This window comes from Novimethylophilus kurashikiensis (assembly GCF_003112435.1).
GTDB classification, from domain to species: Bacteria; Pseudomonadota; Gammaproteobacteria; order Burkholderiales; family Methylophilaceae; genus Novimethylophilus; species Novimethylophilus kurashikiensis.
The window spans coordinates 124609-147564 of the sequence record NZ_BDOQ01000013.1 but is presented as its reverse complement, the minus strand read 5'-3'; the positions used below and the strand labels follow the sequence as shown (position 1 = coordinate 147564).

The following is a 22956-nucleotide window of genomic DNA, read 5'->3' as shown; positions in this document are numbered from 1 at the left end:
GCATGCACGACAAAATTCTCATCCTCGATTTTGGTTCCCAGGTCACCCAACTCATCGCCCGCCGCGTACGCGAAGCGCATGTCTATTGCGAGATTCATCCATGCGACGTCAGTGATGAATTCGTCCGCAACTTCGGCGCCAAGGGCATCATCCTCTCTGGCAGCCATGCCAGCGTGTACGAGGAAAGCACCGATCACGCCCCGCAAGCCGTGTTCGAACTGGGTGTGCCGGTACTGGGCATTTGCTACGGCATGCAGACCATGGCGCATCAACTGGGCGGCAAGGTCGAGGCCGGTCATCAGCGAGAATTCGGCTTTGCAGCGGTTCGCGCTCGCGGTCATACCAAGCTGCTCAACGGCATTCAGGATTTCGAGACCGAAGAAGGTCACGGCATGCTGCATGTGTGGATGAGCCATGGTGATAAAGTCACTGAACTACCGCCGGGCTTCAAGCTCATGGCTTCCACCGAAAGCTGCCCGATTGCCGGCATGGCGGATGAAGTCCGTAATTTCTACGCCGTACAATTCCATCCGGAAGTCACGCATACCGTCCAGGGTGCTGCCATGCTGCAGCGCTTCGTGCTGGATATTTGCGCCGCCAGTCCGGATTGGATCATGGGCAACTATATCGAGGAAGCCGTCGCCAAAATTCGCGAACAAGTCGGTGATGAAGAAGTCATTCTCGGCCTCTCCGGCGGTGTGGATTCCAGCGTCGCTGCAGCGCTGATTCACCGCGCCATCGGCGATCAACTGACCTGCGTATTCGTCGATCACGGCCTGCTGCGTCTTAACGAAGGCCAGATGGTGATGGACATGTTCGCCGGCCGCCTGCATGCCAAGGTCGTACATGTGGATGCCAGCGAACAATTCCTCGGCAAGCTTACCGGCGTTTCCGACCCGGAAGCCAAGCGCAAGATCATCGGCCGCGAATTCGTCGAAGTGTTCCAGTCCGAAGCCGCCAAGCTCAAGCAAGCCAAGTGGCTGGCGCAAGGCACCATCTATCCGGACGTCATCGAATCCGGCGGCGCCAAGACCAAGAAAGCCGTCACCATCAAGAGCCACCACAACGTCGGCGGCCTACCCGAAACCCTCGGCCTTAAGCTGCTGGAACCGCTGCGCGACCTCTTCAAGGACGAAGTGCGCGAACTCGGCGTCGCACTCGGCCTGCCGCATGACATGGTCTACCGCCACCCCTTCCCCGGCCCCGGCCTGGGCGTGCGTATCCTCGGCGAAGTCAAACGCGAATACGCAGACCTGCTGCGCCGCGCCGATGCCATCTTCATCGACGAACTGCGCGCCGCCGGCTGGTACGAGAAAACCAGCCAGGCTTTTACCGTGTTCCTGCCGGTGAAATCGGTCGGCGTCATGGGTGACGGCCGGACTTATGAATATGTCGTCGCCTTGCGCGCAGTCGAAACCCAAGACTTCATGACCGCTCACTGGGCTGAACTGCCGCACAGCCTGCTGGGCAAGGTCAGCAACCGCATCATTAACGAAGTCCGCGGTATCAACCGGGTGGTTTACGATATATCCGGGAAACCTCCGGCAACGATTGAGTGGGAATAATCCCACCGCATGTCCAAGAGGGAGCTTCGGCTCCCTTTTTTATTGCTAGATCACCACGTCGAGCCTCAGCCGTCCCGCTAGAGTACGCTCGCGCACAGATCAGCCTCGGCCCATCTGCAACCATTCCTCACGTCGCAAATTCATTGCGATATCTCCGGCCTAGGGCCACCAAAATGCCAAACTGCCGAGGGCCAGTCTTTAGATGCTTGCAGTCTCGTTGCACTTGCCTGTCCAGATATTGCCCCAGCCCACGGAAACCACCTGCGGGCCAACCTGTTTGCATTCGCTTTATCGCTATTGGGGCATGGAAGAGCCGTTGCAGAACGTCATCGGCAGGACACGCATCATCGAGCGTGGCGGCACGCTGGCTGTATTTTTAGCTTGCGACGCCCTGGCGCGCGGCTTCAAGGCAACCATCTACACCTACAACCTCATGGTGTTTGATCCCGTTTGGTTCAGCGAGAAAATGGATATCGCCGAGCGCTTAAGGCTGCAGTTGGAGGCCAAGGCCGATCCCCGACTGCAATCGGCGACCGAGGGTTACCTGGAATTTTTGCAGCTAGGCGGCAAGCTGCAATTTACCGATCTATCGCTCGCCTTGGTGCGTTCGCTCTTGGGCCGCGGCCTGCCGATTTTAACTGGGCTAAGTTCCACCTTTCTTTACCGCACACCACGGGAATACGGTCCCCACGATATTCCTGACGACATTCGCGGCACGCCTTCCGGGCATTTCGTGATATTGGCGGGATACGACCTCAAGAACCAGAAAGTACTTGTCGCCGACCCCTACGGCCCTCACCCCTACGGCAACTCCCGCGAATACTGGATACGCCTCGATCGCGTACTGAATTCAGTGCTGCTGGGGATCGTCACCCACGACGCCAATTTGCTGGTGATTTACCCGACCAAGAAGATGAGACGTCCGAGACATGAATACTTTGATCGTAATCGATGAGGAGGACGACTGGCCGAGGGACGAAACCGCCTATACCGTGGTGGAAGCCTGCCATTATCTAACGACGGCATCCTACGGCGAAGACCCTTCCATCAAGGTCTATAACCTGTGCCAATCCACACGCTATCAAAGCCTGGGCTATTACGTTTCGTTGTTGGCAGAAGCACGTGACCACGCACCCTTGCCGCCGGCAGGCACAATTGAAGACGTGCAATCGTTCAGCCTGATGCACGTCCTCACGGGCGAATTATCCGATCTGATCGATCAATCGCTGGCGCATCTTGAAGACGACCGTTTCGAACTGGCGATTTATTTCGGGCAACACATGCGCAGCGAATACGGCGTGCTGGCGCGGCAACTGTTTAACCTGCTCGAAGCGCCGCTGGCCAATGTAACCTTTACCCGCGAAAACCGTCATTGGCGGGTAGCCGCGATTCAATTGCTAAACGCCAGAGAAATCCCGTCAGAACACAAACCCTTCGCCGTGCAAGCAGCCCAACAGCTAGCCGGGGGGCGCAAACGCCAGCACGACAGGCGGCTCTCGTTGCGCCATCACTTGGCTATCCTGGTTAATCCCAACAGTAAGGAACCACCTTCAAACGAGCAAGCGCTTAATAAATTCGTCACCGCAGCGGAATCCCTAGGCATTCGCGCCGAGTTCATTACCCCAGGTGACTATGCGCGTTTGCCTGAATTCGACGCGCTATTCATTCGCGATACCACCTTCATGCACCACTACACCTATCACTTCTCCCGCCGGGCCACAGCTGAGGGATTGGTGGTCATCGACGATCCGGACTCCATCCTCAAATGCAACAACAAGGTCTATCTGGCCGAACTGCTGACACGGTATAGCCTGCCTGCGCCCAAGACCCTGATGGTGCATCGCGACAATATCGACGACATCATCCCCACCTTGTCGCTGCCTTGCGTGCTCAAGCAGCCGGATAGCTCTTTCTCCATCGGAGTCACTAAGGCCGAGAGCGAACATGACTTGCGGGAGAAAGTGCCAGAGCTGCTGGAAAAATCAGACCTCATCCTGGCGCAGGAATGGCTGCCCACCGACTTCGACTGGCGTATCGGCGTCATCGATCAGCGGCCATTGTTCGCCTGCAAATATTTCATGGCCGATGGGCACTGGCAGATCGTCAAGCACGACGAGCACGGCTGGTCTGACGGCCCGACTGTCGCCGTTCCCATCGCCGATGCACCCGAAGACGTCGTACGTACGGCGCTACAAGCGGCCAACCTCATCGGCAACGGGTTCTACGGTGTGGATATCAAACAGTCCGGCAAACAGCTCTACATCATTGAGATCAACGACAACCCCAACGTGGACGCCGGCAACGAGGACGGCGTGCTGCACGATGCACTGTACCGCGAGGTGATGAGCGTATTCCTGAAGCGCATTGAAGAACGCAAGAACCGGAGGTCCGCATGAAATCGCCCATTTCCGTCTTTGCCGGCTACGGCATCGAACTCGAATACATGATCGTGGATCGGGAGACGCTATCCATCCAGCCCATCGCCGATCGCTTGTTCGACGATGCCGGTTCGTTGCATCAGGAACATGACCGTATCGGATGCAGCAATGAACTCGTGCTGCATCAAATCGAACTGAAGAACGAACACCCCACTGCCGATTTGGAAGCCCTGCCCATCTGGTTCATGGAAAAAATCCAGCGTATCAACTCGGCCCTCAACGCTTTCAACGCACGGCTTATGCCCAGCGCCATGCACCCCTGGATGAACCCTGAAAGCGAAACCCGGCTGTGGCCGCATCGACAGGCAGAGATATACCAAGCCTATGAACGCATTTTCGATTGCCATCGTCACGGTCATGCCAATGTGCAAAGCATGCAGGTCAACCTGCCGTTTGCAGACGAAACCGAGTTTGCTCGGTTGCATGAGGCCGTACGCTGGGCCTTGCCGCTGATCCCTGCTCTCGCGGCCAGTTCCCCTTATGCCGACGGGCAATGGAGCGGCTTCATGGATTACCGGTTGGAGGTCTATCGCACCCATCAGCAACGCATACCATCGACGGCCGGAGAATTGATTCCCGAGCCCATCGCCAGCCCGGAAGAGTACCGCAACAACATTCTTGCCCCAATGTTCAAGGAAATCGCGCCTTACGACCCCGAGGGCGTCTTGCAACACGAATGGCTGAATGTTCGTGCCGCTGTACCGCGCTTCGAGCGTAGCGCCATAGAAATTCGTCTCGCCGATGTACAGGAATGCCCGCAAGCCGACATCGCCATTGCTGCCGCCGTCATTGCCTTGGTCAAGCATCTGTACGACAACACCGGCGATTGGCCTACCGCCGATACGGCCAACCTGTTCCGCATTCTCAAAAGCACCATGCTCGATGCCGAACAAGCCGTCATCGCAGATAGCGTCTACCTACGTCGCCTGGGCTATGCCGGAGAACGCTGCATGGCGAGGGAACTCTGGCAATTTCTCATCGACCAACCCTTGAGCAGCCAATCTTTGCTCCAGCCTTGGGGGCCGACGCTGCAATTGATCCTCAAACACGGCACGCTGGCACGCCGGCTGCGCCATTACATCGGAATCAAGGTGGAACATAAACAACTGGAAGCGACGTATCGCGAACTGTGCGATTGCCTGAACGAGGGACGTTTATTCCTGGGACGGGGGCTGGGTTGACGAATGGGACGGAAATTCAATATCTCGTGAGCTGCGAGCACGGCGGCAACGAGATACCGCCAGCTTACGCCACCTTGTTCCGCGGCTATGAAACCTTGCTCAACACGCATCGCGGCTATGACCCCGGTGCACTTATCATGGCGCAGGAGCTGGCTGAGGCCCTGCGTGCGCCGTTGGTGTCGTCCACAACGAGTCGGTTGCTGGTCGAGCTTAATCGCTCTCCCGGCCATCACAAGCTCTTCTCGACCTTGGTGCGAAACCAGCCGGCAAATGTTAAGGCCGAGATCCTGCGCGACTACTACCATCCCTACCGGGAGGCCGTAGAACGCCACGTCGCAGACGCCGTGCAGCAAGGCCGCTGGGTCATTCACATATCCAGCCACAGCTTTACCCCGGAATTGAACGGCGAGGTACGTAATGCCGACGTCGGCCTCTTGTACGATCCCGAGCGGCAAGGAGAACTGGGTCTGTGCCTGCGCTGGCAGCATGCCTTGTGCCAGGCACGGCCTGAACTGCGCATTCGCCGCAATTACCCTTACGCGGGTAAATCCGATGGCATGTGCACCTTTTTACGCAAACGCTTCACCGAGTCGCAATACCTGGGCATCGAGCTCGAAATCAACCAGAAACATACGCTGCAGCCGGAAGCCGATTGGGCCTGGCTGCGCGAAACCGTCATCGCTTCCCTGTTGCTATCCTTGGCCTAAAACCTTATAAAAACAGCCGGGTAAGCGTATAATTCAACCCATTGCCCGCCTTCAGCAGTTGCCTGCTTTTTTCCATTTGATGTGATCCGACATCACCGTTCGATGCCCGGCAGCAACCGAATGGCGGCAAGCTTTTGATAGAGTCAGAACATGAGTCGCGCATTTCTCAACGAGGATAAATTCGAGCAGGCCGGCGATGAGCTGGTCGAACGCCCGATCAGTCCGCACCCCAATTACGTCACGCCGCGCGGTTTCCGCTTGCTAAGCGAGGAAGCGGCACGGCTGGATACCTTGCGCAAGCAATTGATTGCCCGCAAGGACGATCCCTTTGCCATCCAGCAGAAAGCCGAGGTCGAGCGCGATCTGCGCTATTTCGGTGCTCGTATGGAGAGCGCCATCGTGGTCGATCCCGCGACACAGCCTGTCACCGAGGTGCGTTTCGGTGCGGTAGTCGAAGTCGAGGACGAAAACGGCGATGTGCACACCTTCGCCATCGTAGGCGAAGACGAAGCCGACATCGCTAATAACCATGTCAGCTGGGTATCCCCCCTGGCACGCGCCTTGATCGGCGCCAAAGTCGGCGATGTGGTGCGCTGGCGGCGTCCGGCGGGCGACATGGAACTGGAAATCACCAACATCAACTATCCCCTGGAGGAAAACGCATGAACGTAACGCAAGCCATCGAGACCCGCCGCTCCATCAAGGGTTTCGATCCGCGCCATCATATGCAGGAAAGCGAGATCGAGCGCTTGATGTCGCTCGCACTGCTGTCGCCCACGGCATTCAATATCCAGAACTGGCGTTTCGTGCTGGCGCGCGATCCGGAATTGCGTCAACAACTGCGTGCAGTCGCCTGGGATCAGGCGCAAGTGACCGATGCCTCCCTGCTGGTCATCCTCACGGCCGACCTCAAGTCCTGGGAAAAGGAACCGGGTCGCTACTGGAAAGACGCGCCGCAGCCTGTGCGCGATTTTCTCGTGCCGGCGATCGGCCAGTACTACAGCGGCCGCGAACAGGTACAGCGCGACGAAGCCATGCGTTCGTGCGGCATGGCAGCCACAACGCTGATGCTGGCTGCCAAAGAAATGGGCTACGACTCCTGCCCCATGGACGGCTTCGATTTCGATGCAGTGGGAAAACTCATCAATCTGCCGGAAGATCACGTAGTGGCGATGTTCGTCGCCATCGGCAAGAAAGCGCGCGAAGCGTGGCCGCGCGGCGGTCAACTCCCCATGAATGAAGTCGTTGTGGAAAACCGTTTCCGCTAATCCCTTTTAATCTGAGATAATTCAATTACTTTGACAGGCCGCGCATGAACGCGGCCGCTTCTTTTTCTGGAGTTTCCACTTGCTCACCGCCAGCAACATCACCATGCAATTCGGGGCCAAGCCCCTGTTCGAAAATGTCTCCGTCAAGTTCGGCGACGGCAACCGCTACGGCCTCATCGGCGCCAACGGCTGCGGCAAATCCACCTTCATGAAAATCCTCGCCGGCGTGCTGGAGCCGAGTGCCGGTAACGTTTCGCTGGATACCAACGAGCGTATGGCCTTCCTTAAGCAGGATCAGTTCGCCTACGAAGATCAGCGCGTGCTTGACGTGGTGATGATGGGCCACGAGCAGATGTGGAAGGCGATGCAGGAACGCGATGCCATCTACGCCAACCTGGAAGCCACGGAAGACGACTACATGCGTGCGGCCGAACTCGAGTCGGTATTCGCCGAGTACGACGGCTACACCGCCGAAGCGCGGGCTGGGGAATTGTTGTTAGGCGTAGGCATTCCCACTGAACAGCACAACGGTACGATGAGTGCGGTGGCACCAGGCTGGAAGCTGCGGGTGCTGTTGGCACAGGCGCTGTTCGCCAACCCCGATATCCTGCTGTTGGACGAACCGACCAACAACCTGGACATCAACACTATCCGCTGGCTGGAAGACGTGCTGAACAACCGCAACAGCACGATGATCATCATCTCCCACGACCGTCACTTCTTGAATCAGGTCTGTACGCATACCTGCGACATGGACTACGGTACGCTCAAGGTCTATCCGGGCAACTACGACGACTACATGGAGGCAGCCCAATCGGCGCGTGCCCAGCAAGCCAAGGACAACGCCCGCGCCAAGGAAAAGGTGGCGGAGTTGCAGGAATTCGTTCGCCGCTTCTCGGCCAACAAGTCCAAGGCCAAGCAGGCCACCAGCCGCTTGAAGATGATCGACAAGATCGAGATTGCCGAATTCAAGCCGTCTAGCCGCCAGTACCCGTTCATCCGCTTCGAGTACGACGATCGCGAAAAACTGCACCGTCAGGCCGTGGAAATTGAGAAGCTCAGCCACGGCTACGGCAGCAAGCCGCTGTTCAACGATTTCAACATCATTCTTGAAGCCGGTGAGAAAGTGGCGATCATCGGCGAGAACGGCATCGGTAAAACCACGTTGTTACGTTGCATTGCCGGCGACCTGCACCCCAACCACGGCGTCGTGAAGTGGGCGGAAAAGGCCAATGTCGGCTACTTTGCGCAGGATCACGAATACGAATTCGACAAGGGCGAAGCACTGTTCGAATGGATGTCACAGTTCACCCAGGCCGGTGACGACGACCAATCCGTGCGCAGCATGCTGGGCCGCCTGCTGTTCTCGGGCGAAGAGACCAAGAAGTCGGTCAAGGTGCTCTCCGGCGGCGAGAAGGGCCGCATGCTCTACGGCAAGCTCATGCTGGGCAGGCACAACGTACTGCTGATGGACGAACCGACCAATCACATGGACATGGAATCCATCGAAGCGCTGAATACTGCCCTGGACAAGTACAAGGGCACGCTGATTTTCGTCTCGCACGACCGCGAATTCGTATCGTCGCTGGCAACACGCATTATCGAGATCAAGGCAGACGGCATTGTCGATTACGCCGGTAACTATGAAGACTACCTTGCCAGCCAAGGGGTGGAATAACTAAAGCGGTATAATGAATGCCCTTTTGTATAACTCAATCTGAGACCCGGCGGGCGGCTAAAATAGCTCAACTCGTCAGTCTCCAGATTTGAATAGGCATTCGATGGACCAACTCCCTATTTTCATTCGCCTGCAAGACCGCCGTTGCGTCGTCATCGGCGGCGGCGAAGTTGCAGCGCGCAAGATCAGTTTGCTGCTGAAAGCCGGCGCCGACATTCATGTTGCGGCACCGGAGTTGTGCCCCGCTGTAGCCGAATACAACAGCGCAGGACAGTTGCACTGGCTTGCCGCACCGTTCCATCCTGAGCAATTAAGCGGCGCTACGCTCGTCATCGCCGCGACCGACCACGACAGCGTGAACCGGCAGGTATCGCAAGCGGCGCAAGCGCTGAATATTCCGGTTAACGTCGTCGATCAACCTGAACTCTGCACTTTCGTTTTCCCTTCCATCATCGACCGCAGCCCCATCGTCATCGCGGTCTCCAGCGGCGGTGCTGCGCCGGTCCTGTCGCGCATGCTGCGCGCGCGACTGGAAACCATGATTCCGGCTGCATACGGTCGACTCGCGCATTTGGCAGGCGAATTCCGCGACCAAGTGAAACAGCGTCTCGCTACGATCCAGCAACGCCGCGTCTTCTGGGAAGACATCTTCGAAGGGCCCATCGCCGAACAAGTGCTGATTGGCCAGGAAGAAGCTGCTAAGCACAACCTGCAACAGGCGCTGGACAGCGCAGCGGATAGTGGTATCAAAGGCGAGGTATATTTAGTAGGGGGCGGCCCAGGCGATCCAGACTTGCTGACGTTCCGCGCACTACGGCTGATGCAGAAGGCCGACGTGGTGGTCTACGACGCGCTGGTTTCACCCGGCGTGATGGAACTGGTGCGACGCGACGCGGAACGCATCTACGTCGGCAAGCGGCGCAACAACCACGCACTGCCTCAAGAAGAAATCAACACACTGCTGGTACGGCTCGCCAAGGAAGGCAAGCGCGTGCTGCGGCTCAAGGGCGGGGATCCGTTTATCTTCGGCCGCGGCGGTGAAGAAATCGAAATGCTGGCGGAGCAAGGCATTCCCTTTCAGGTGGTGCCTGGTATCTCAGCCGCCAACGGCGTGGCGAGCTACGCCGGCATTCCACTCACGCACCGCGATTATGCGCAGTCTGTGCTATTCGCTACCGGGCATTTGCGCGACAACTCCATCGACCTCGACTGGCAGGCGCTTACACAGCCGAATCAAACGGTCGTGATCTACATGGGACTGGTCGGCTTGCCTAAGATTTGCGAACAGCTGATCGCTCACGGGCTCCCCGCTGATTGGCCTATCGCCATCGTGCAGCAAGGCACGACGAGACATCAGCGCGTCATGACCGGTACTCTCTCCGATATTGCCGCACGCGTTGCGGAAGCCGGCTTCAAGGCACCGACACTGACGATTATTGGGGAAGTGGTGAAACTACGGGAAAAGCTGGCTTGGTTCGAACCAAGCGACGGCACGCAACCGCCGCTCATGCTCTAGGATGTATCGGAGATTTACCGCAGGGCGTAGATAGCGGGCAGGTTGCGCCAGAGGCCATTCACGTCCATGCCGCAGCCAAAGACGTAGCGATCCGGCACTTGCAGGCCGATGAAATCCGCGTGAACCGGCTTGGGCTTGTCCAGTAGCTTTTCCAACAAGACTGCGCTGTAGAATGCTGTTGCCCCAGCATCCAGGCAACGCTGGCGAATCGCCGCCAGCGTATGGCCTTCATCGAGAATATCGTCAAGGATCAACACTTGGCGGCCGGCCATTTGCGTATCAGGAAAGACGCGCCAATCAATCTCCCCGCCTACCGTTTCATTGCGATAACGCGTGGCATGTACGTAATCGAAATCCAGGGGAAAGCGCAGCAGTGGCAGCAACTGTCCGGCGAACACCACAGCCCCCTTCATCACGCACAACACCAAGGGATTTCCCTCCCCCAGTGTTTCAGTGATTTCCCTGGCGAGTCGCACATAAGCGGCGCCGACTTCCTCGGCGGAAAACACCAGGTCGGACCGAGAAAAAATTTCGTCGCCTGTCATTACTTAAGCCCATCAAGATAGGATTGGAAACTTGCTCCGATCTCGGGATGACGCAGGGCGAATTCGACGTTGGCTTTCATATAGCCGAGCTTGCTGCCGCAATCGTAGCGCGTTCCCTGATATCGATAGGCCAGGACGGGTTCTTTTTCCATCAAAGCAGCGATGCCGTCGGTGAGCTGGATTTCGCCCCCCTTGCCCGGCTTGACGTTCTCCAGACATTCGAAAATGCCTGTGGTCAAAACATAACGACCGACGACCGCCAAGTTGGATGGCGCCTCGGCTGGATCCGGTTTTTCGACGATGCTTTTGATCGGGGTCAGTGCATCATTAGCACCATTGGTATCGACAATGCCGTAACTCGCGGTTTCACTAGGCGCAACCGTTTCCACCCCCAGGATCGAATGGCCCGTTTCCTCATAACGCTGCACCATTTGCTGGGTGGCGTACGGTGCCCCATCGATCAGATCGTCGGCCAGGATCACCGCAAACGGCTCATCACCCACCACAGGCTTGGCGCACAGCACGGCGTGTCCTAACCCCAGCGCCTCGGCTTGGCGAATGTAGACGCACGTGATTTGTGGCGGAAGAATACCACGCAGTACCTTCAGCATCGCCTCCTTGCCGCGCGCTTCCAGCTCGGTCTCCAGCTCATAGGCTTTGTCGAAGTGATCTTCAATGGCACGCTTGCTGCGTCCGGTGACGAAAATCATCTCGGTGATGCCTGCTGCAATAGCCTCGTCTACAGCATACTGGATCAAGGGCTTATCGACGATGGGCAACATTTCCTTGGGACTTGCCTTGGTGGCAGGAAGAAAACGCGTGCCCATCCCGGCGACGGGAAAAACGGCTTTGGTGACTCTTTTCATTCTCGTGCTCAATGAATCGTAATGGAATGAGGAACGGCAAGCGTCTGAAAACCTGGTTCCATGGGCGCATACTCACTCACCCAGTCCTTCAGTTTGCGTTTAACCGCGATCTCGTCGAAATCGCCGGACTCGATCCAGCTAACCGCTTCCTGCACCCATGCCTCGTCTACTTTTCGCGCCTCGGCAATACGCAGCTTGGGATGCGGCGTGGGCAAGGTATGTTCGTCGTCGGCCAGCAATTCCTCGTAGAGTTTTTCACCAGGACGCAGTCCGCTGTAGACGATCTTGATCTCATCTTCGGTAAACCCGGACAGGCGGATCATTTCTTTCGCCAAATCGGCAATACGGATGGATTCGCCCATATCCAGCACGAAAATTTCACCGCCCTGCCCCATCAGCCCCGCCTGCATGACCAATTGCGCGGCTTCGGGAATTGACATGAAGAAACGCGTCACCTCAGGATGCGTGACCGTTACTGGTCCGCCCTTGGCAATCTGTTCGCGAAATTTCGGAATGACACTCCCGCTGCTGCCCAACACGTTGCCAAAACGCACCATGACGAATCGCGTCACACCACCGTTCTGCAGCCCCTGGCAAACCATCTCTGCAAGGCGCTTGGTAGCCCCCATCACATTGGTCGGATTCACAGCCTTGTCCGTGGAAATCAATACGAACTTGGCGACTTGATGGCGAACGCATGCTTCTGCAACGGAAAATGTGCCGAGCACATTATTACGCAAGGCTTCAGGGGCGTTGATATCCTCCATCATGGGTACATGCTTGTAGGCTGCCGCGTGGAAAACAGCTTCGGGTTGATAACGTCCCACGACAGCATCAAGGCGTTTTTTATCCTTGACATCGCCGATGACACAAGCCACCCGAAGTTGGGGAAAACTTTGCGCAAGTTCCTGTTCTATCCGATAAAGAGCAAACTCGCTCAGCTCAAAAAGAACCAGCAATGCAGGGTGGAAGTTGGCAATCTGACGGCATAATTCGGAACCGATCGACCCTCCTGCCCCCGTCACCATCACGACGCGCTTTTCGATCAATTGGTGCAAGCCCGCATCGTCGAGTTGCACCGGCTCACGCCCGAGCAAATCCTCCACTTCGACGCGACGCACTTGCGAAACGCTGACCTTGCCGCTGACCAGATCGTCGAAAGATGGTACGGTTAGCACCGTGATGCCTACGCTATTAGCAATGTCCACAGCCCTGCGGCGCTCTACATGAGTGGAGGATGGCATAGCTACAATGGCATGCCGTACGCCTGTTTTTTCGCAGATTATCGGCAATTGCTCCAGGCTGCCCATCACCTTAACGCCGTAAACCTGTCGGCCCTTTAGCTCGTCCTTATCGGCCAGCAACCCGATCACACGCCAGGCGGTACTACGTTCCAGATCCTTGAGCAGCGCTACGGCTGCATCTCCGGCACCGAGCACGATGACAGGCTCGCCCTGCAATTGACGAGGTCCATACAGGTGATGTTCTTTCCAGGCGCGATAGGCAAACCGACTACCTCCCATGATCATGACCAGCAGAAGCGGGTCGAGAACCAGCACCGAGCGCGGAACGACAATACCCAGGTGCATGAATGGCATCACAGCTGCCACCGTCAAGGCAGAAACCCCCACTGCCGCAAGGATGCGCTTGAGATCGGGCAAACTGGCAAACCGCCACATTCCTCGATAAAGGCCAAATTTGAGGAAAATAGCAGATTGCAACAGCATCACCACCGGTAAGGTTTCCAACAGCGAAACGATAAATTCCTTGGGGAGGGAAAAATTGAAGCGCAGCAGATAGGCAAACGCCCAAGACACGAGCGTTGCCAGGACGTCATGAACGAACACCAGGAGAATACGAGAGCGTGGGCTGAAACGCATGGAAGCTAGCTTTATTCGCAATAAGCGGATTCTATCATCCGCGATAAAAATCTTTGTACCAGCGTACAAACTTCTCAATGCCGTCTTCAATCGACGTGGCCGGCTTGAAACCTACATCCCGCATCAAATCGTCCACATCAGCAAAGGTGGCGGGCACATCGCCAGCCTGCATCGGCAGAAAATTCTTCTCGGCGGTTTTACCTAAGTTTTGTTCCAACTGCCCGATCAAGTGCATCAGGTCCACGGGATTATTGTTACCGATGTTGTAGATACGATAAGGCGCGCGGCTGGAACCGGGGTCGGGATCGTTGCCGTTCCATTCGGTGTTGCCGGTTGGTACGTAATCAAGTGTCCGCATCACGCCTTCTACAATGTCGTCGATATAGGTGAAGTCGCGCTTCATGTCGCCGTGATTGAACACATCGATGGCACGGCCTTCGAGGATGGCCTTGGTGAACGAAAAATACGCCATGTCGGGACGTCCCCAAGGACCGTAGACGGTAAAGAAACGCAAGCCGGTCGTGGGCAGGCTGTACAAATGGCTGTAGGAATGCGCCATCAACTCGTTGGCTTTCTTGCTGGCGGCGTACAAGCTCACGGGGTGGTCAACGTTATCGTGCACCGAGAACGGCATTTTCGTATTGGCGCCGTAGACCGAACTAGACGAAGCGTATACCAGATGCTCGACCTCGTGATGGCGGCAGCCTTCCAAGATATTGATGAAGCCGTGCAAGTTGGAATCGACGTAAGCGTAAGGATTTTTGAGCGAGTAGCGAACACCCGCCTGCGCTGCCAAGTTCACCACCCGCTGCGGCTTGTATTTGGCGAAGACTTCTTCCATGACGGCCCGGTCATGAATGCCGGCACGGATTTCAGTAAAACCGGGATACTGATTGATGCGCGCCAATCGCGCTTCCTTGAGGCGAATGTCGTAGTAATCGTTGACGTTGTCGATGCCGACAACTTCATCCCCCCGCTCCAACAGTCGGATAGCGAGTTCGTTACCGATAAAACCGGCGGTTCCGGTTACTAAAATCTTCATTGTTTACAGCCTTTGCTTAGAGTCTTCCATCCACCTGCTCCGGTTTCAGCAGGTATTTCACATCGTATAGTACCGAAACCGGCTTGCCGAAAGCTCGAATCTTTTCCGCGCCCATCGAAGCGAATTCCTGATGCGCAACTGCCAGGATCACGGCATCGTAGCGACCTTGCTGAGGAGCATCGATCAACGAAATGCCGTATTCATGCCTGGCTTCGTCTGCATCCACCCAAGGATCGAAAACATCCACATTGGCGTGATACTGGGCAAATTCCTGCACGATATCCACCACGCGGGTATTGCGCAGGTCGGTGCAGTTCTCCTTGAAGGCCAACCCCAGTACCAAGATGCGGGCGTCCACTACATGGATGCGTTTTTGTGTCATCAACTTGATGACCTGCTCGGCCACATAAGCACCCATGCCGTCGTTGATACGACGGCCGGCGAGTATTACTTCGGGGTGATAACCTAGTTCCTGCGCCTTATGAGTGAGGTAGTAAGGGTCGACGCCAATGCAATGCCCGCCGACGAGACCGGGACGAAACGGCAAGAAATTCCACTTGGTACCAGCCGCCTCCAACACTTCCTGGGTATCGATGCCCATGCGGTTGAAAATCAGCGCAAATTCGTTGACGAGTGCGATATTCAAGTCGCGTTGGGTGTTTTCGATCACCTTGGACGCTTCCGCGGCCTTGATGGAACTGACCTTATGCGTGCCCGCCGTCACAACGCTGGCATACAGTGCATCCACGAAATCGGCCGTTTGCGGAGTGGAGCCTGACGTCACCTTGCGGGTATTGGTGAACCGGTGGGTCTTGTCGCCGGGATTGATGCGCTCCGGGCTATAGCCCACGAAAAAATCGCGGTTGAAGGTCAGGCCGGAGATTTTTTCGATCACCGGCACGCAGTCTTCCTCGGTCGCGCCGGGGTAGACGGTAGACTCGTAAATCACCACGTCGCCCGGCTTGATCACCTTGCCCAGGCTTTCGCTGGCACGGATCAGCGGCGTTAAATCAGGGCGATTGTACGCATCCACGGGCGTCGGCACGGTCACAATGAAGGTATTGCAACCGCGCAATGACTCGAGATCGGTACTGAAGCTTAAATGGGCTGCCTCGCGCAACTCGGCGTCTTCTACCTCTAGCGTACTGTCCTCACCGCCAGCCAGCTCGTCGACGCGGGCCTGGTTGATATCGAACCCCACCGTCGGCAGACGCTTGCCGAATTCAACCGCCAACGGCAAGCCGACATAACCGAGCCCGACAACGCCTAACCTGACGTCATCGAGGGAGACGAGGTGCATTTCACCCATTCGGTACCCCTACGCAAAAGAATGTCGCCGATTCTATCACCGAACCGGCGCATGCCTTCCGGCTTCAGCTCGAACGTTGGCCGTTACGGCCGCGCGGTGCGCCTTGGCGGCGGGCGGGAGCAGTATGGTTGCCCTTGTTCGCTCCAGCATCCCGAGGCTTGCCTTGCCCTTGACCCGCGGCGCGGGGCTGATTGCGTCCATGCCGCTGGCCACCGCGGTTCTGCCCATTCTGTATCGGTTCCGGCTTGGCGTTAAGGTCGGGCTCAAAGCCCGGCTCGATCACCTTGGGCAATTCGCGTTTGATGAGGCGTTCGATGTCCTTGAGCAATTTATGCTCGTCCACGCACACCAGCGAAATCGCCTCGCCTTCCGCCCCGGCACGTCCTGTACGGCCGATACGATGAACGTAATCCTCTGGGACGTTGGGCAGCTCGTAGTTCACCACGTGCGGCAGTTCGCTGATGTCAATGCCGCGCGCAGCGATGTCGGTGGCGACCAGCACTTGCAGCGTGCCGTCCTTGAATTCCTTCAGGGCGCGCGTGCGGGCCGATTGGCTCTTGTTGCCGTGGATAGCGAGCGCTGGAATTCCGCCCTTGGTCAACTGTTCCGCCAGACGGTTGGCACCGTGCTTGGTGCGGGTGAACACCAGTACCTGGAACCAGTTGTGCTCTTGGACGAGATGCGCCAGCAGGTCGCGTTTCTTTTCGCGGTCGACCAAATAGATTTTTTGGGCGATGGTATCGGCGGTCGCATTGCGGCGCGCCACTTCGATGAGGGCCGGATTATCCAGCAGACCATCGGCGAGGGCTTTGATTTCATCGGAGAACGTCGCCGAAAACAGCAAGTTCTGGCGCTTGGCCGGCAACAGCGCGAGGATCTTCTTGATGTCGCGGATGAAGCCCATATCCAGCATGCGATCCGCTTCGTCCAGAACCAGAATTTCGATCTTGGTCAGATCCAGCGTTCCCTGCTGAACATGGTCGAGCAATCGGCCGGGCGTTGCGACAAGGATATCGACGCGGCTGCGCAAGCGGGTGATCTGCGGATTGATGCTGACGCCGCCGAACATCACCATGGAAGAGAGTTTCAGGTACTTGCCGTACTCCCGCACGCTTTCCTCGACCTGGGCCGCCAGCTCGCGGGTCGGCGTGAGGATCAAGGCGCGGATGGGCGGGCGTCCGCTGGACGGACCCTTGACGGATTTATCGGACAATCGATGCAGGATAGGCAGGGTAAAACCTGCGGTCTTGCCGGTGCCGGTCTGGGCGCCGGCGAGCAAGTCGCCGCCGTTCAGGACGGCCGGAATGGCTTGCTTTTGAATGGGGGTAGGTTCGGTATAGCCGCGTTCAGTCACGGCACGAACGATGTCTTCGGACAAACCGAGAGATGCAAAGGTCATAAATTTCCAAATAAAAATCTTGCCTGTCGCATCGGCTCTCAGGCCGAAGCGCCAGTATCAGGCGGAATAAAATCGAGACAACACCAGGATAGGCTGCGGCGCGTAGACTGGGACGAATGCCGCGGACGCTATTCTAACAGCCGCGCCGATTTTACGTTAGAATGCGTTTTGTGAACGATCGTACAACAAACGCTTTTCGCCCACTGATCTTCAAGGGCCGCGGCACATCCAGCAACGAAGTGGGACGCTTCGAACACCTGACGCGCGAACAGGTGGATGACGGCTGGGGCACGCTGGATGAAGACTTGCCGCCACTGCGCACTGAAGTCACGCTCGATGCCACCCGTAGCATCATCAATTACAACGAGTCGCCGGATATCCCCTTCGATCGCTCCATCAATGCCTACCGGGGCTGCGAGCACGGTTGCGTGTATTGCTTCGCCCGTCCCAGTCACGCTTACCTTGGCTTGTCTCCTGGTCTCGATTTCGAAAGCAAGCTCTTCGTCAAACCCGACGCCGCGGCGTTATTAAGGAAAGAGCTGGCGCATCCCAAATACCGCTGCGCGCCCATCGCCATGGGCACCAATACCGACCCCTACCAGCCCATCGAGCGGCAATACCGGGCGACGAGGCAAATCCTGGAAGTGTTGGCAGAGTGCAAGCACCCGGTCACCATCGTGACCAAGTCGGCGCTGATCGAGCGCGACCTCGACATCCTCGGCCCCATGGCCAAGCTCGGTCTCGCTCATGCCGCCGTCAGCGTCACCACGCTGGACAGAACGCTCTCGCGCCATCTGGAACCGCGCGCTGCCGCACCGCAACGCAGACTCGAAACAATCGCTCGTCTGACCGAGGCAGGCGTTCCTACCACCGTCATGACCGCCCCCATGATTCCGGCGCTCAACGACAACGAGATGGAGGCGATTCTGGAAGCTGCCCACCAATCCGGTGCGCGCTCGGCCGCTTATGTATTGCTACGCCTTCCACATGAACTGGTGGGGCTATTCGAGGAATGGCTGCAACTGCATGTTCCACTCAAGGCTGAGCATGTGATGAGCCTGATCCGTCAAAGTCGCGGCGGCAAAGCCTACGACTCAACATTCCATAAACGCATGCAAGGCGAAGGATTGTTCGCACAGATGCTCGCCCAGCGCTTCCGCCTGGCGGTCAAACGATTGGGATTGCAGGATAGAAGCCGGCTGGATACCACCTTGTTCCAGCCGCCTCGCGACAACAGTCTACAGATGGATTTGTTCTAGGACAGGAATTTAATGATCGATGCGGACGCATCGACGGAACATCAATAATCGTCGGTAAAGCGATGGATCAAGCGGCGATCGCGCTTGGTTGGGCGTCCGGCGCCGCGTTCGCGCTCGCCGTATTCGGCTTTGCGCTGCTCGGCCAACGCCAGGCGTCGTGTTTTGCTTTCCTCGGTTTCTTCATACAGCAGCACCGCTTCGGCGGCAGGACGGCGTTGCAGGGACAATCCCCTGACGATCACCGTCCATTCGCCGTCTTCACGGGTGACGCGGACTTCGTTGCCAAGACGTAATTCCTTGGAGGCTTTGGCGCGCAAGCCGTCGACGCGCACCTTACCGCCATCGATGGCATCGACGGCCAAGCCGCGCGTCTTGAAAAAACGCGCGGCCCAGAGCCATTTGTCGAGACGGAATTTATCGTTATCCGACATTGAAGCACTCAGCCATTAATCGTCGTGGCCGTGATGCTTGTTCTTGTAGTGGCCATAAGCGTGACCGCGGCCGTGCTTGCCGTGACCATGATGCTCATCGTCATCGTAGCCGTCCTCCATGGCCACACGCGTTTCGGGCTTGCGGTTGGAAACCTTGGTCGTCGGGGTGGATTCGCCCACATTCTTGCCGATCACGGAACCCGCAGCACCACCAGCACCTGCGCCGATCAGTGCGCCGGTCTTGCCGCCGACCGATTGGCCTACCGCTGCACCCGCACCGCCGCCTACTGCACCTCCCACGATGGCGCCAGTCTTGCCGGAACCCTTGGTGGTGACCGCAGCACCTGCGCCGCCGCCCACTGCGCCGCCCACGACAGCACCGGTCTTGCCGCCTACGGCCTGACCGATAGCCGTGCCGGCAACAGCGCCCAAACCGCCGCCAAGCGCGGAGTTAACATCGCTGCTGTCTGCCATAGCCAGGCCGGAAGCCAGCATCAGGGAGATAAAAAGAGACTGAGTTTTCATTGGTTGTTTTCCTATTCTAGGTGTTATGGAAATCACTTAACGCGCATGCCAGGCTGCGCGCCGACATCCGGCGTCAGGATGAACGGGCCGCCGCGTTCGTCGCTCGCCGCGAGCACCATGCCCTCGGACATGCCGAACTTCATTTTACGTGGCGCAAGGTTCGCCACCATGACCGTCAGTCGGCCGACAAGCGTAGCAGGATCATAAGCCGACTTGATACCGGCGAACACCTGGCGCGGCTTTTCCTCGCCGATATCGAGGGTTAGTTTAAGCAACTTCTCCGCGCCTTCCACATGCTCTGCATTGGCGATGCGGGCGATGCGGAGATCGACCTTGGTGAAGTCGTCGATGGAGATGTAGGTTTGCTCAGTAGCTTCCGCAGCAGATGCGGCTTGATTCGTCATTTCGGTTTTTCCTTGCGGTGCAGGGGCCTGCGCTTGTTGCAGGCTTTCCTTGTTGGCTTCCACCATGGCTTCGATCTGCTTGGGATCGAGACGGGTGATGAGGTGTTGGTAAGTATTGATCTGATGTCCTTCAGGCAAGCCATTCGGAACATTGGTCCAGTCCAGCGCGGGAATATTTAGGAACTCCTCCACTGCGGCAGCCAGCGCAGGCAGCACGGGTTTGAGATACAGCGTCAGCAGCCGGAACATTTCCAGCGCTTCGGAGCAGACTTGGTGCAAGTTCGCTTCAAGCCCTTCCTGCTTCGCCATTTCCCAGGGCGCGGCATTAGCAACATGAGCATTTGCCCGATCAGCCAAGGTCATGATTTCGCGAAGTGCCTTGGCAAAATCACGCGCTTCATAATGGGCCGCAATGACACTAGCGCCTTCGCGCATCATTTCGATCACGGAATTCGCGCCAGCAGCTTTGACTTTGCCGTCAAAACGCTTGGCAATAAACCCTGCAGTCCGGCTCGCGATATTCACGTATTTGCCGACCAAATCCGAATTCACCCGCGCGATAAAGTCGTCCAGGTTGAGGTCGATATCCTCCATCGAGCCGTTCAGCTTGGCCGAGTAGTAATAACGCAAGTACTCGGGATTCTTCACGTGCTCAAGGTAGCTCCGAGCCGTAATGAAAGTCCCGCGCGACTTCGACATCTTCTCGCCGTTCACGGTCAAAAAGCCGTGAGCGAAGATCTGCGTCGGCGTGCGGTAGCCGGAATACTCCAGCGTCGCCGGCCAGAACAGCGAGTGGAAATACAGGATGTCCTTGCCGATGAAGTGATACAACTCGGTCTTGGAATCCTTGGCCCAGTATTCGTCGAAGTTGAGGCCGCGCTTTTCGCACAAGTTCTTGAAGCTCGCCATGTAGCCGATGGGCGCATCCAGCCACACGTAGAAATACTTGCCCGGCGCATCGGGAATCTCGAAGCCGAAGTACGGCGCATCGCGGGAGATATCCCAATCTGATAACCCAGAGGCGAACCACTCCTGCATCTTGTTGGCGGCTTCGGTTTGCAAGGGGGCAATGTCGCTCAGCTTGCCGGTGGTCCAGTTCTTGAGGAACTCCTCGCAATCGCTCAGCTTGAAGAAGTAGTGCTCGGTTTCCTTGCGTACCGGGGTTGCGCCGGAAACGGCCGAGAACGGGTTGATCAACTCGGTCGGACTATAAGTCGCACCGCACACCTCGCAGGAATCGCCGTACTGGTCCTTGGCATGACACTTGGGGCACTCGCCCTTGATGAAGCGATCCGGCAGGAACATGTTCTTGACCGGGTCGTAATACTGCTCGATGGTGCGTGTGGCGATCTTGCCGTTGGCCTTGAGCGCCTTGTAGATGCCGGTAGCGCACTCCTTGTTTTCGGGCGAGTTGGTCGAGTGGTAGTTGTCGAACGCAACCAGGAAATCGCGGAAATCCGCGCTGTGCTCGCCGTGCACGCGTTCAATCAGCTGTTCCGGCGTCACGCCCTCTTTTTCCGCCCGTAGCATGATGGGTGTGCCATGCGTATCGTCGGCGCAAACGTAATGGCACTCATGCCCCTGCATTTTCTGGAAGCGCACCCAGATATCGGTCTGGATATATTCGACCAAATGGCCGAGATGGATGCTGCCGTTGGCATAGGGCAATGCGGACGTGACGAGAATTTTTCGTGTCATTGGGCTAAATGGAGCTTGAAACCTTGGAAAAGGCCGCCATTTTAGCAAATGCCATCATGGCTATGGTTGTTTATGTTGTACTACATAAACGCGCAACGCGAACCCGACATGGGCTAAAATTAGCCGAATTATTTACTCAGGAATTATCCACTCATGGCTTTAACCGAACTTCAGGTCCAGAACGCTCTGAAAGAAATCGTCGATCCCAATACCGGCAAGGATTTCGTCTCCTCCAAGTCGGCCCGGAACATCCGCATCGACGGCAATAACGTCGCGCTGGACATCGTGCTGGGCTACCCCGCCAAGACCGTTTCCGCCGAGCTGCAACAGCGCGTCGCCGACAAGCTGAAGACACTGCCTGAAGTCGGCAGTGTGTTCGTCAACGTGACAAGCAAGATCGTCTCGCACAGCGTGCAGCGCGGTGTGCAACTGATTCCCGGCGTCAAGAACGTCATCGCCGTCGCTTCCGGCAAGGGCGGCGTAGGCAAATCCACCACAGCCGTCAATTTAGCACTGGCCTTGGCCGCAGAAGGCGCCAAGGTCGGCATCCTGGACGCCGACATCTACGGCCCTTCGCAGCCGCAGATGCTGGGCATTTCCGGCCGCCCCGAAACCAAGGACGGCAAGAGCATGGAACCCATGGAGAAATACGGCCTCAAGGCCATGTCCATCGGCTTCCTCATCGATACCGACACCCCCATGGTATGGCGCGGCCCCATGGTCACCGGCGCCTTGGAACAACTGCTGCGCGAGACCAACTGGAACGACCTGGATTACCTGGTGATCGACCTGCCGCCGGGTACGGGCGACATCCAGCTCACGCTGTCGCAAAAAGTACCGGTCACAGGTGCACTTATCGTTACCACACCGCAGGACATCGCCCTGCTCGACGCACGCAAGGGCCTCAAGATGTTCGAGAAGGTGGGCATCCCCATCATCGGCATCGTGGAAAACATGAGCACGCACATCTGCTCCAACTGTGGCCATGAGGAACACATCTTCGGCGCAGGCGGCGGCGAACAAATGTGCAAGGACTATAACGTGGAACTGCTGGGTTCGCTCCCCCTCGACATCAACATCCGCGAGCAAGCCGACAGCGGCAAGCCTACCGTCGTGGCCGATCCGGAAGGCAAGGTCGCCGGCACTTATCGTGAGATCGCCCGCCGCACTGCAGTCAAGCTCTCCGAGCTCGCCATGGATTACAGCAGCAAGTTTCCCAACATCGTGATCCAGAACTCTTAAGGA

20 protein-coding genes are annotated in these 22956 nt (G+C 57.3%); 11 read left to right on the top strand and 9 right to left on the bottom strand.

Annotated elements, in window-relative coordinates; all coding sequences use genetic code 11:
* The first annotated feature begins 2 nt into the window (after window positions 1–2).
* From guaA to cysG, 9 genes are all read left to right on the top strand, one after another.
* Complete coding sequence (gene guaA / locus NMK_RS13310; protein WP_109016244.1) at window positions 3–1565, top strand: glutamine-hydrolyzing GMP synthase; 1563 nt, start codon at window positions 3–5, stop codon at window positions 1563–1565.
* A 202-nt stretch (window positions 1566–1767) separates the two neighbouring features.
* Window positions 1768–2520: a C39 family peptidase gene (locus NMK_RS13305; protein WP_109016243.1), complete on the top strand. Its 753-nt coding sequence runs from the start codon at window positions 1768–1770 to the stop codon at window positions 2518–2520.
* Window positions 2495–3961, top strand: coding sequence for a RimK family ATP-grasp domain-containing protein (locus tag NMK_RS13300; RefSeq protein WP_109016242.1), 1467 nt, complete (start codon window positions 2495–2497; stop codon window positions 3959–3961). The genes NMK_RS13305 and NMK_RS13300 overlap by 26 nt, the downstream gene beginning before the upstream one ends.
* Window positions 3958–5184: a carboxylate-amine ligase gene (locus NMK_RS13295; protein ID WP_109016241.1), complete on the top strand. Its 1227-nt coding sequence runs from the start codon at window positions 3958–3960 to the stop codon at window positions 5182–5184. The genes NMK_RS13300 and NMK_RS13295 overlap by 4 nt, the downstream gene beginning before the upstream one ends.
* Window positions 5181–5891 (top strand): N-formylglutamate amidohydrolase, encoded by a 711-nt coding sequence (locus NMK_RS13290; protein WP_227871491.1) that lies wholly within the window; start codon window positions 5181–5183, stop codon window positions 5889–5891. The genes NMK_RS13295 and NMK_RS13290 overlap by 4 nt, the downstream gene beginning before the upstream one ends.
* 150 nt (window positions 5892–6041) lie before the next feature.
* Complete coding sequence (locus tag NMK_RS13285) at window positions 6042–6557, top strand: GreA/GreB family elongation factor (protein ID WP_109016240.1); 516 nt, start codon at window positions 6042–6044, stop codon at window positions 6555–6557.
* Complete coding sequence (locus NMK_RS13280; RefSeq protein ID WP_109016239.1) at window positions 6554–7159, top strand: nitroreductase family protein; 606 nt, start codon at window positions 6554–6556, stop codon at window positions 7157–7159. Before NMK_RS13285 ends, NMK_RS13280 begins: the two co-directional genes overlap by 4 nt.
* A gap of 79 nt (window positions 7160–7238) precedes the next feature.
* Window positions 7239–8837 (top strand): ABC-F family ATPase, encoded by a 1599-nt coding sequence (locus NMK_RS13275; RefSeq protein ID WP_109016238.1) that lies wholly within the window; start codon window positions 7239–7241, stop codon window positions 8835–8837.
* Window positions 8838–8940: 103 nt separating this feature from the next.
* A complete protein-coding gene (gene cysG / locus NMK_RS13270) occupies window positions 8941–10353 on the top strand; it encodes a siroheme synthase CysG (protein ID WP_109016237.1) in 1413 nt (470 codons plus the stop codon).
* Between the two features lie 14 nt (window positions 10354–10367).
* Here cysG and NMK_RS13265 read toward each other — a convergent pair whose 3' ends face one another.
* From NMK_RS13265 to NMK_RS13240, 6 genes are all read right to left on the bottom strand, one after another.
* Window positions 10368–10898: a hypoxanthine-guanine phosphoribosyltransferase gene (locus NMK_RS13265; protein WP_109016236.1), complete on the bottom strand. Its 531-nt coding sequence runs from the start codon at window positions 10896–10898 to the stop codon at window positions 10368–10370.
* Entirely contained in the window at window positions 10898–11764 is an 867-nt protein-coding gene (galU, locus tag NMK_RS13260; protein WP_109016235.1) for a UTP--glucose-1-phosphate uridylyltransferase GalU, read from the bottom strand. Before galU ends, NMK_RS13265 begins: the two co-directional genes overlap by 1 nt.
* Window positions 11765–11772: 8 nt before the next feature.
* Window positions 11773–13644 carry a polysaccharide biosynthesis protein gene (locus NMK_RS13255; RefSeq protein WP_109016234.1) on the bottom strand — a complete coding sequence of 624 codons (1872 nt, stop codon included), beginning with the start codon at window positions 13642–13644 and terminating at the stop codon, window positions 11773–11775.
* Between the two features lie 34 nt (window positions 13645–13678).
* Complete coding sequence (locus tag NMK_RS13250) at window positions 13679–14686, bottom strand: NAD-dependent epimerase (RefSeq protein WP_109016233.1); 1008 nt, start codon at window positions 14684–14686, stop codon at window positions 13679–13681.
* A 16-nt stretch (window positions 14687–14702) separates the two neighbouring features.
* On the bottom strand, window positions 14703–15995 hold the full coding sequence (gene tviB / locus NMK_RS13245; protein ID WP_305778756.1) for a Vi polysaccharide biosynthesis UDP-N-acetylglucosamine C-6 dehydrogenase TviB: 1293 nt from the start codon (window positions 15993–15995) through the stop codon (window positions 14703–14705).
* 64 nt (window positions 15996–16059) lie between these two features.
* Window positions 16060–17394, bottom strand: a complete 1335-nt coding sequence (locus NMK_RS13240) for a DEAD/DEAH box helicase (protein ID WP_109016232.1) — start codon at window positions 17392–17394, stop codon at window positions 16060–16062.
* Between the two features lie 170 nt (window positions 17395–17564).
* Here NMK_RS13240 and NMK_RS13235 point away from each other — a divergent pair, with 170 nt between their 5' ends.
* Window positions 17565–18653, top strand: coding sequence for a PA0069 family radical SAM protein (locus tag NMK_RS13235; RefSeq protein ID WP_227871490.1), 1089 nt, complete (start codon window positions 17565–17567; stop codon window positions 18651–18653).
* 41 nt (window positions 18654–18694) lie between these two features.
* Here NMK_RS13235 and NMK_RS13230 read toward each other — a convergent pair whose 3' ends face one another.
* The 3 genes from NMK_RS13230 to metG are packed head-to-tail and all read right to left on the bottom strand — an operon-like array spanning window position 18695 to window position 21711.
* Window positions 18695–19084 carry an RNA-binding S4 domain-containing protein gene (locus NMK_RS13230; protein WP_109016230.1) on the bottom strand — a complete coding sequence of 130 codons (390 nt, stop codon included), beginning with the start codon at window positions 19082–19084 and terminating at the stop codon, window positions 18695–18697.
* 15 nt (window positions 19085–19099) lie between these two features.
* Window positions 19100–19609: a YMGG-like glycine zipper-containing protein gene (locus NMK_RS13225; protein ID WP_227871504.1), complete on the bottom strand. Its 510-nt coding sequence runs from the start codon at window positions 19607–19609 to the stop codon at window positions 19100–19102.
* A gap of 32 nt (window positions 19610–19641) precedes the next feature.
* The gene (gene metG / locus NMK_RS13220) at window positions 19642–21711 is read right to left on the bottom strand and encodes a methionine--tRNA ligase (RefSeq protein ID WP_109016229.1); all 2070 of its coding nucleotides are present in this window, start codon (window positions 21709–21711) and stop codon (window positions 19642–19644) included.
* 153 nt (window positions 21712–21864) lie between these two features.
* Here metG and apbC point away from each other — a divergent pair, with 153 nt between their 5' ends.
* On the top strand, window positions 21865–22953 hold the full coding sequence (gene apbC, locus NMK_RS13215) for an iron-sulfur cluster carrier protein ApbC (RefSeq protein ID WP_109016228.1): 1089 nt from the start codon (window positions 21865–21867) through the stop codon (window positions 22951–22953).
* The last annotated feature ends 3 nt before the right edge of the window (window positions 22954–22956 follow it).

Excerpts from the sequence above, each read along its gene's own strand:
- guaA (WP_109016244.1), top strand. The coding sequence starts at position 3 with ATGCACGACAAAATTCTCATCCTCGATTTTGGTTCCCAGGTCACCCAA.
- NMK_RS13305 (WP_109016243.1), top strand. The coding sequence starts at position 1,768 with ATGCTTGCAGTCTCGTTGCACTTGCCTGTCCAGATATTGCCCCAGCCC.
- NMK_RS13300 (WP_109016242.1), top strand. The coding sequence starts at position 2,495 with ATGAATACTTTGATCGTAATCGATGAGGAGGACGACTGGCCGAGGGAC.
- NMK_RS13295 (WP_109016241.1), top strand. The coding sequence starts at position 3,958 with ATGAAATCGCCCATTTCCGTCTTTGCCGGCTACGGCATCGAACTCGAA.
- NMK_RS13285 (WP_109016240.1), top strand. The coding sequence starts at position 6,042 with ATGAGTCGCGCATTTCTCAACGAGGATAAATTCGAGCAGGCCGGCGAT.
- NMK_RS13280 (WP_109016239.1), top strand. The coding sequence starts at position 6,554 with ATGAACGTAACGCAAGCCATCGAGACCCGCCGCTCCATCAAGGGTTTC.
- cysG (WP_109016237.1), top strand. The coding sequence starts at position 8,941 with ATGGACCAACTCCCTATTTTCATTCGCCTGCAAGACCGCCGTTGCGTC.
- NMK_RS13265 (WP_109016236.1), bottom strand. The coding sequence starts at position 10,898 with ATGACAGGCGACGAAATTTTTTCTCGGTCCGACCTGGTGTTTTCCGCC.
- galU (WP_109016235.1), bottom strand. The coding sequence starts at position 11,764 with ATGAAAAGAGTCACCAAAGCCGTTTTTCCCGTCGCCGGGATGGGCACG.
- NMK_RS13255 (WP_109016234.1), bottom strand. The coding sequence starts at position 13,644 with ATGCGTTTCAGCCCACGCTCTCGTATTCTCCTGGTGTTCGTTCATGAC.
- NMK_RS13250 (WP_109016233.1), bottom strand. The coding sequence starts at position 14,686 with ATGAAGATTTTAGTAACCGGAACCGCCGGTTTTATCGGTAACGAACTC.
- tviB (WP_305778756.1), bottom strand. The coding sequence starts at position 15,995 with ATGGGTGAAATGCACCTCGTCTCCCTCGATGACGTCAGGTTAGGCGTT.
- NMK_RS13240 (WP_109016232.1), bottom strand. The coding sequence starts at position 17,394 with ATGACCTTTGCATCTCTCGGTTTGTCCGAAGACATCGTTCGTGCCGTG.
- NMK_RS13230 (WP_109016230.1), bottom strand. The coding sequence starts at position 19,084 with ATGTCGGATAACGATAAATTCCGTCTCGACAAATGGCTCTGGGCCGCG.
- NMK_RS13225 (WP_227871504.1), bottom strand. The coding sequence starts at position 19,609 with ATGAAAACTCAGTCTCTTTTTATCTCCCTGATGCTGGCTTCCGGCCTG.
- metG (WP_109016229.1), bottom strand. The coding sequence starts at position 21,711 with ATGACACGAAAAATTCTCGTCACGTCCGCATTGCCCTATGCCAACGGC.
- apbC (WP_109016228.1), top strand. The coding sequence starts at position 21,865 with ATGGCTTTAACCGAACTTCAGGTCCAGAACGCTCTGAAAGAAATCGTC.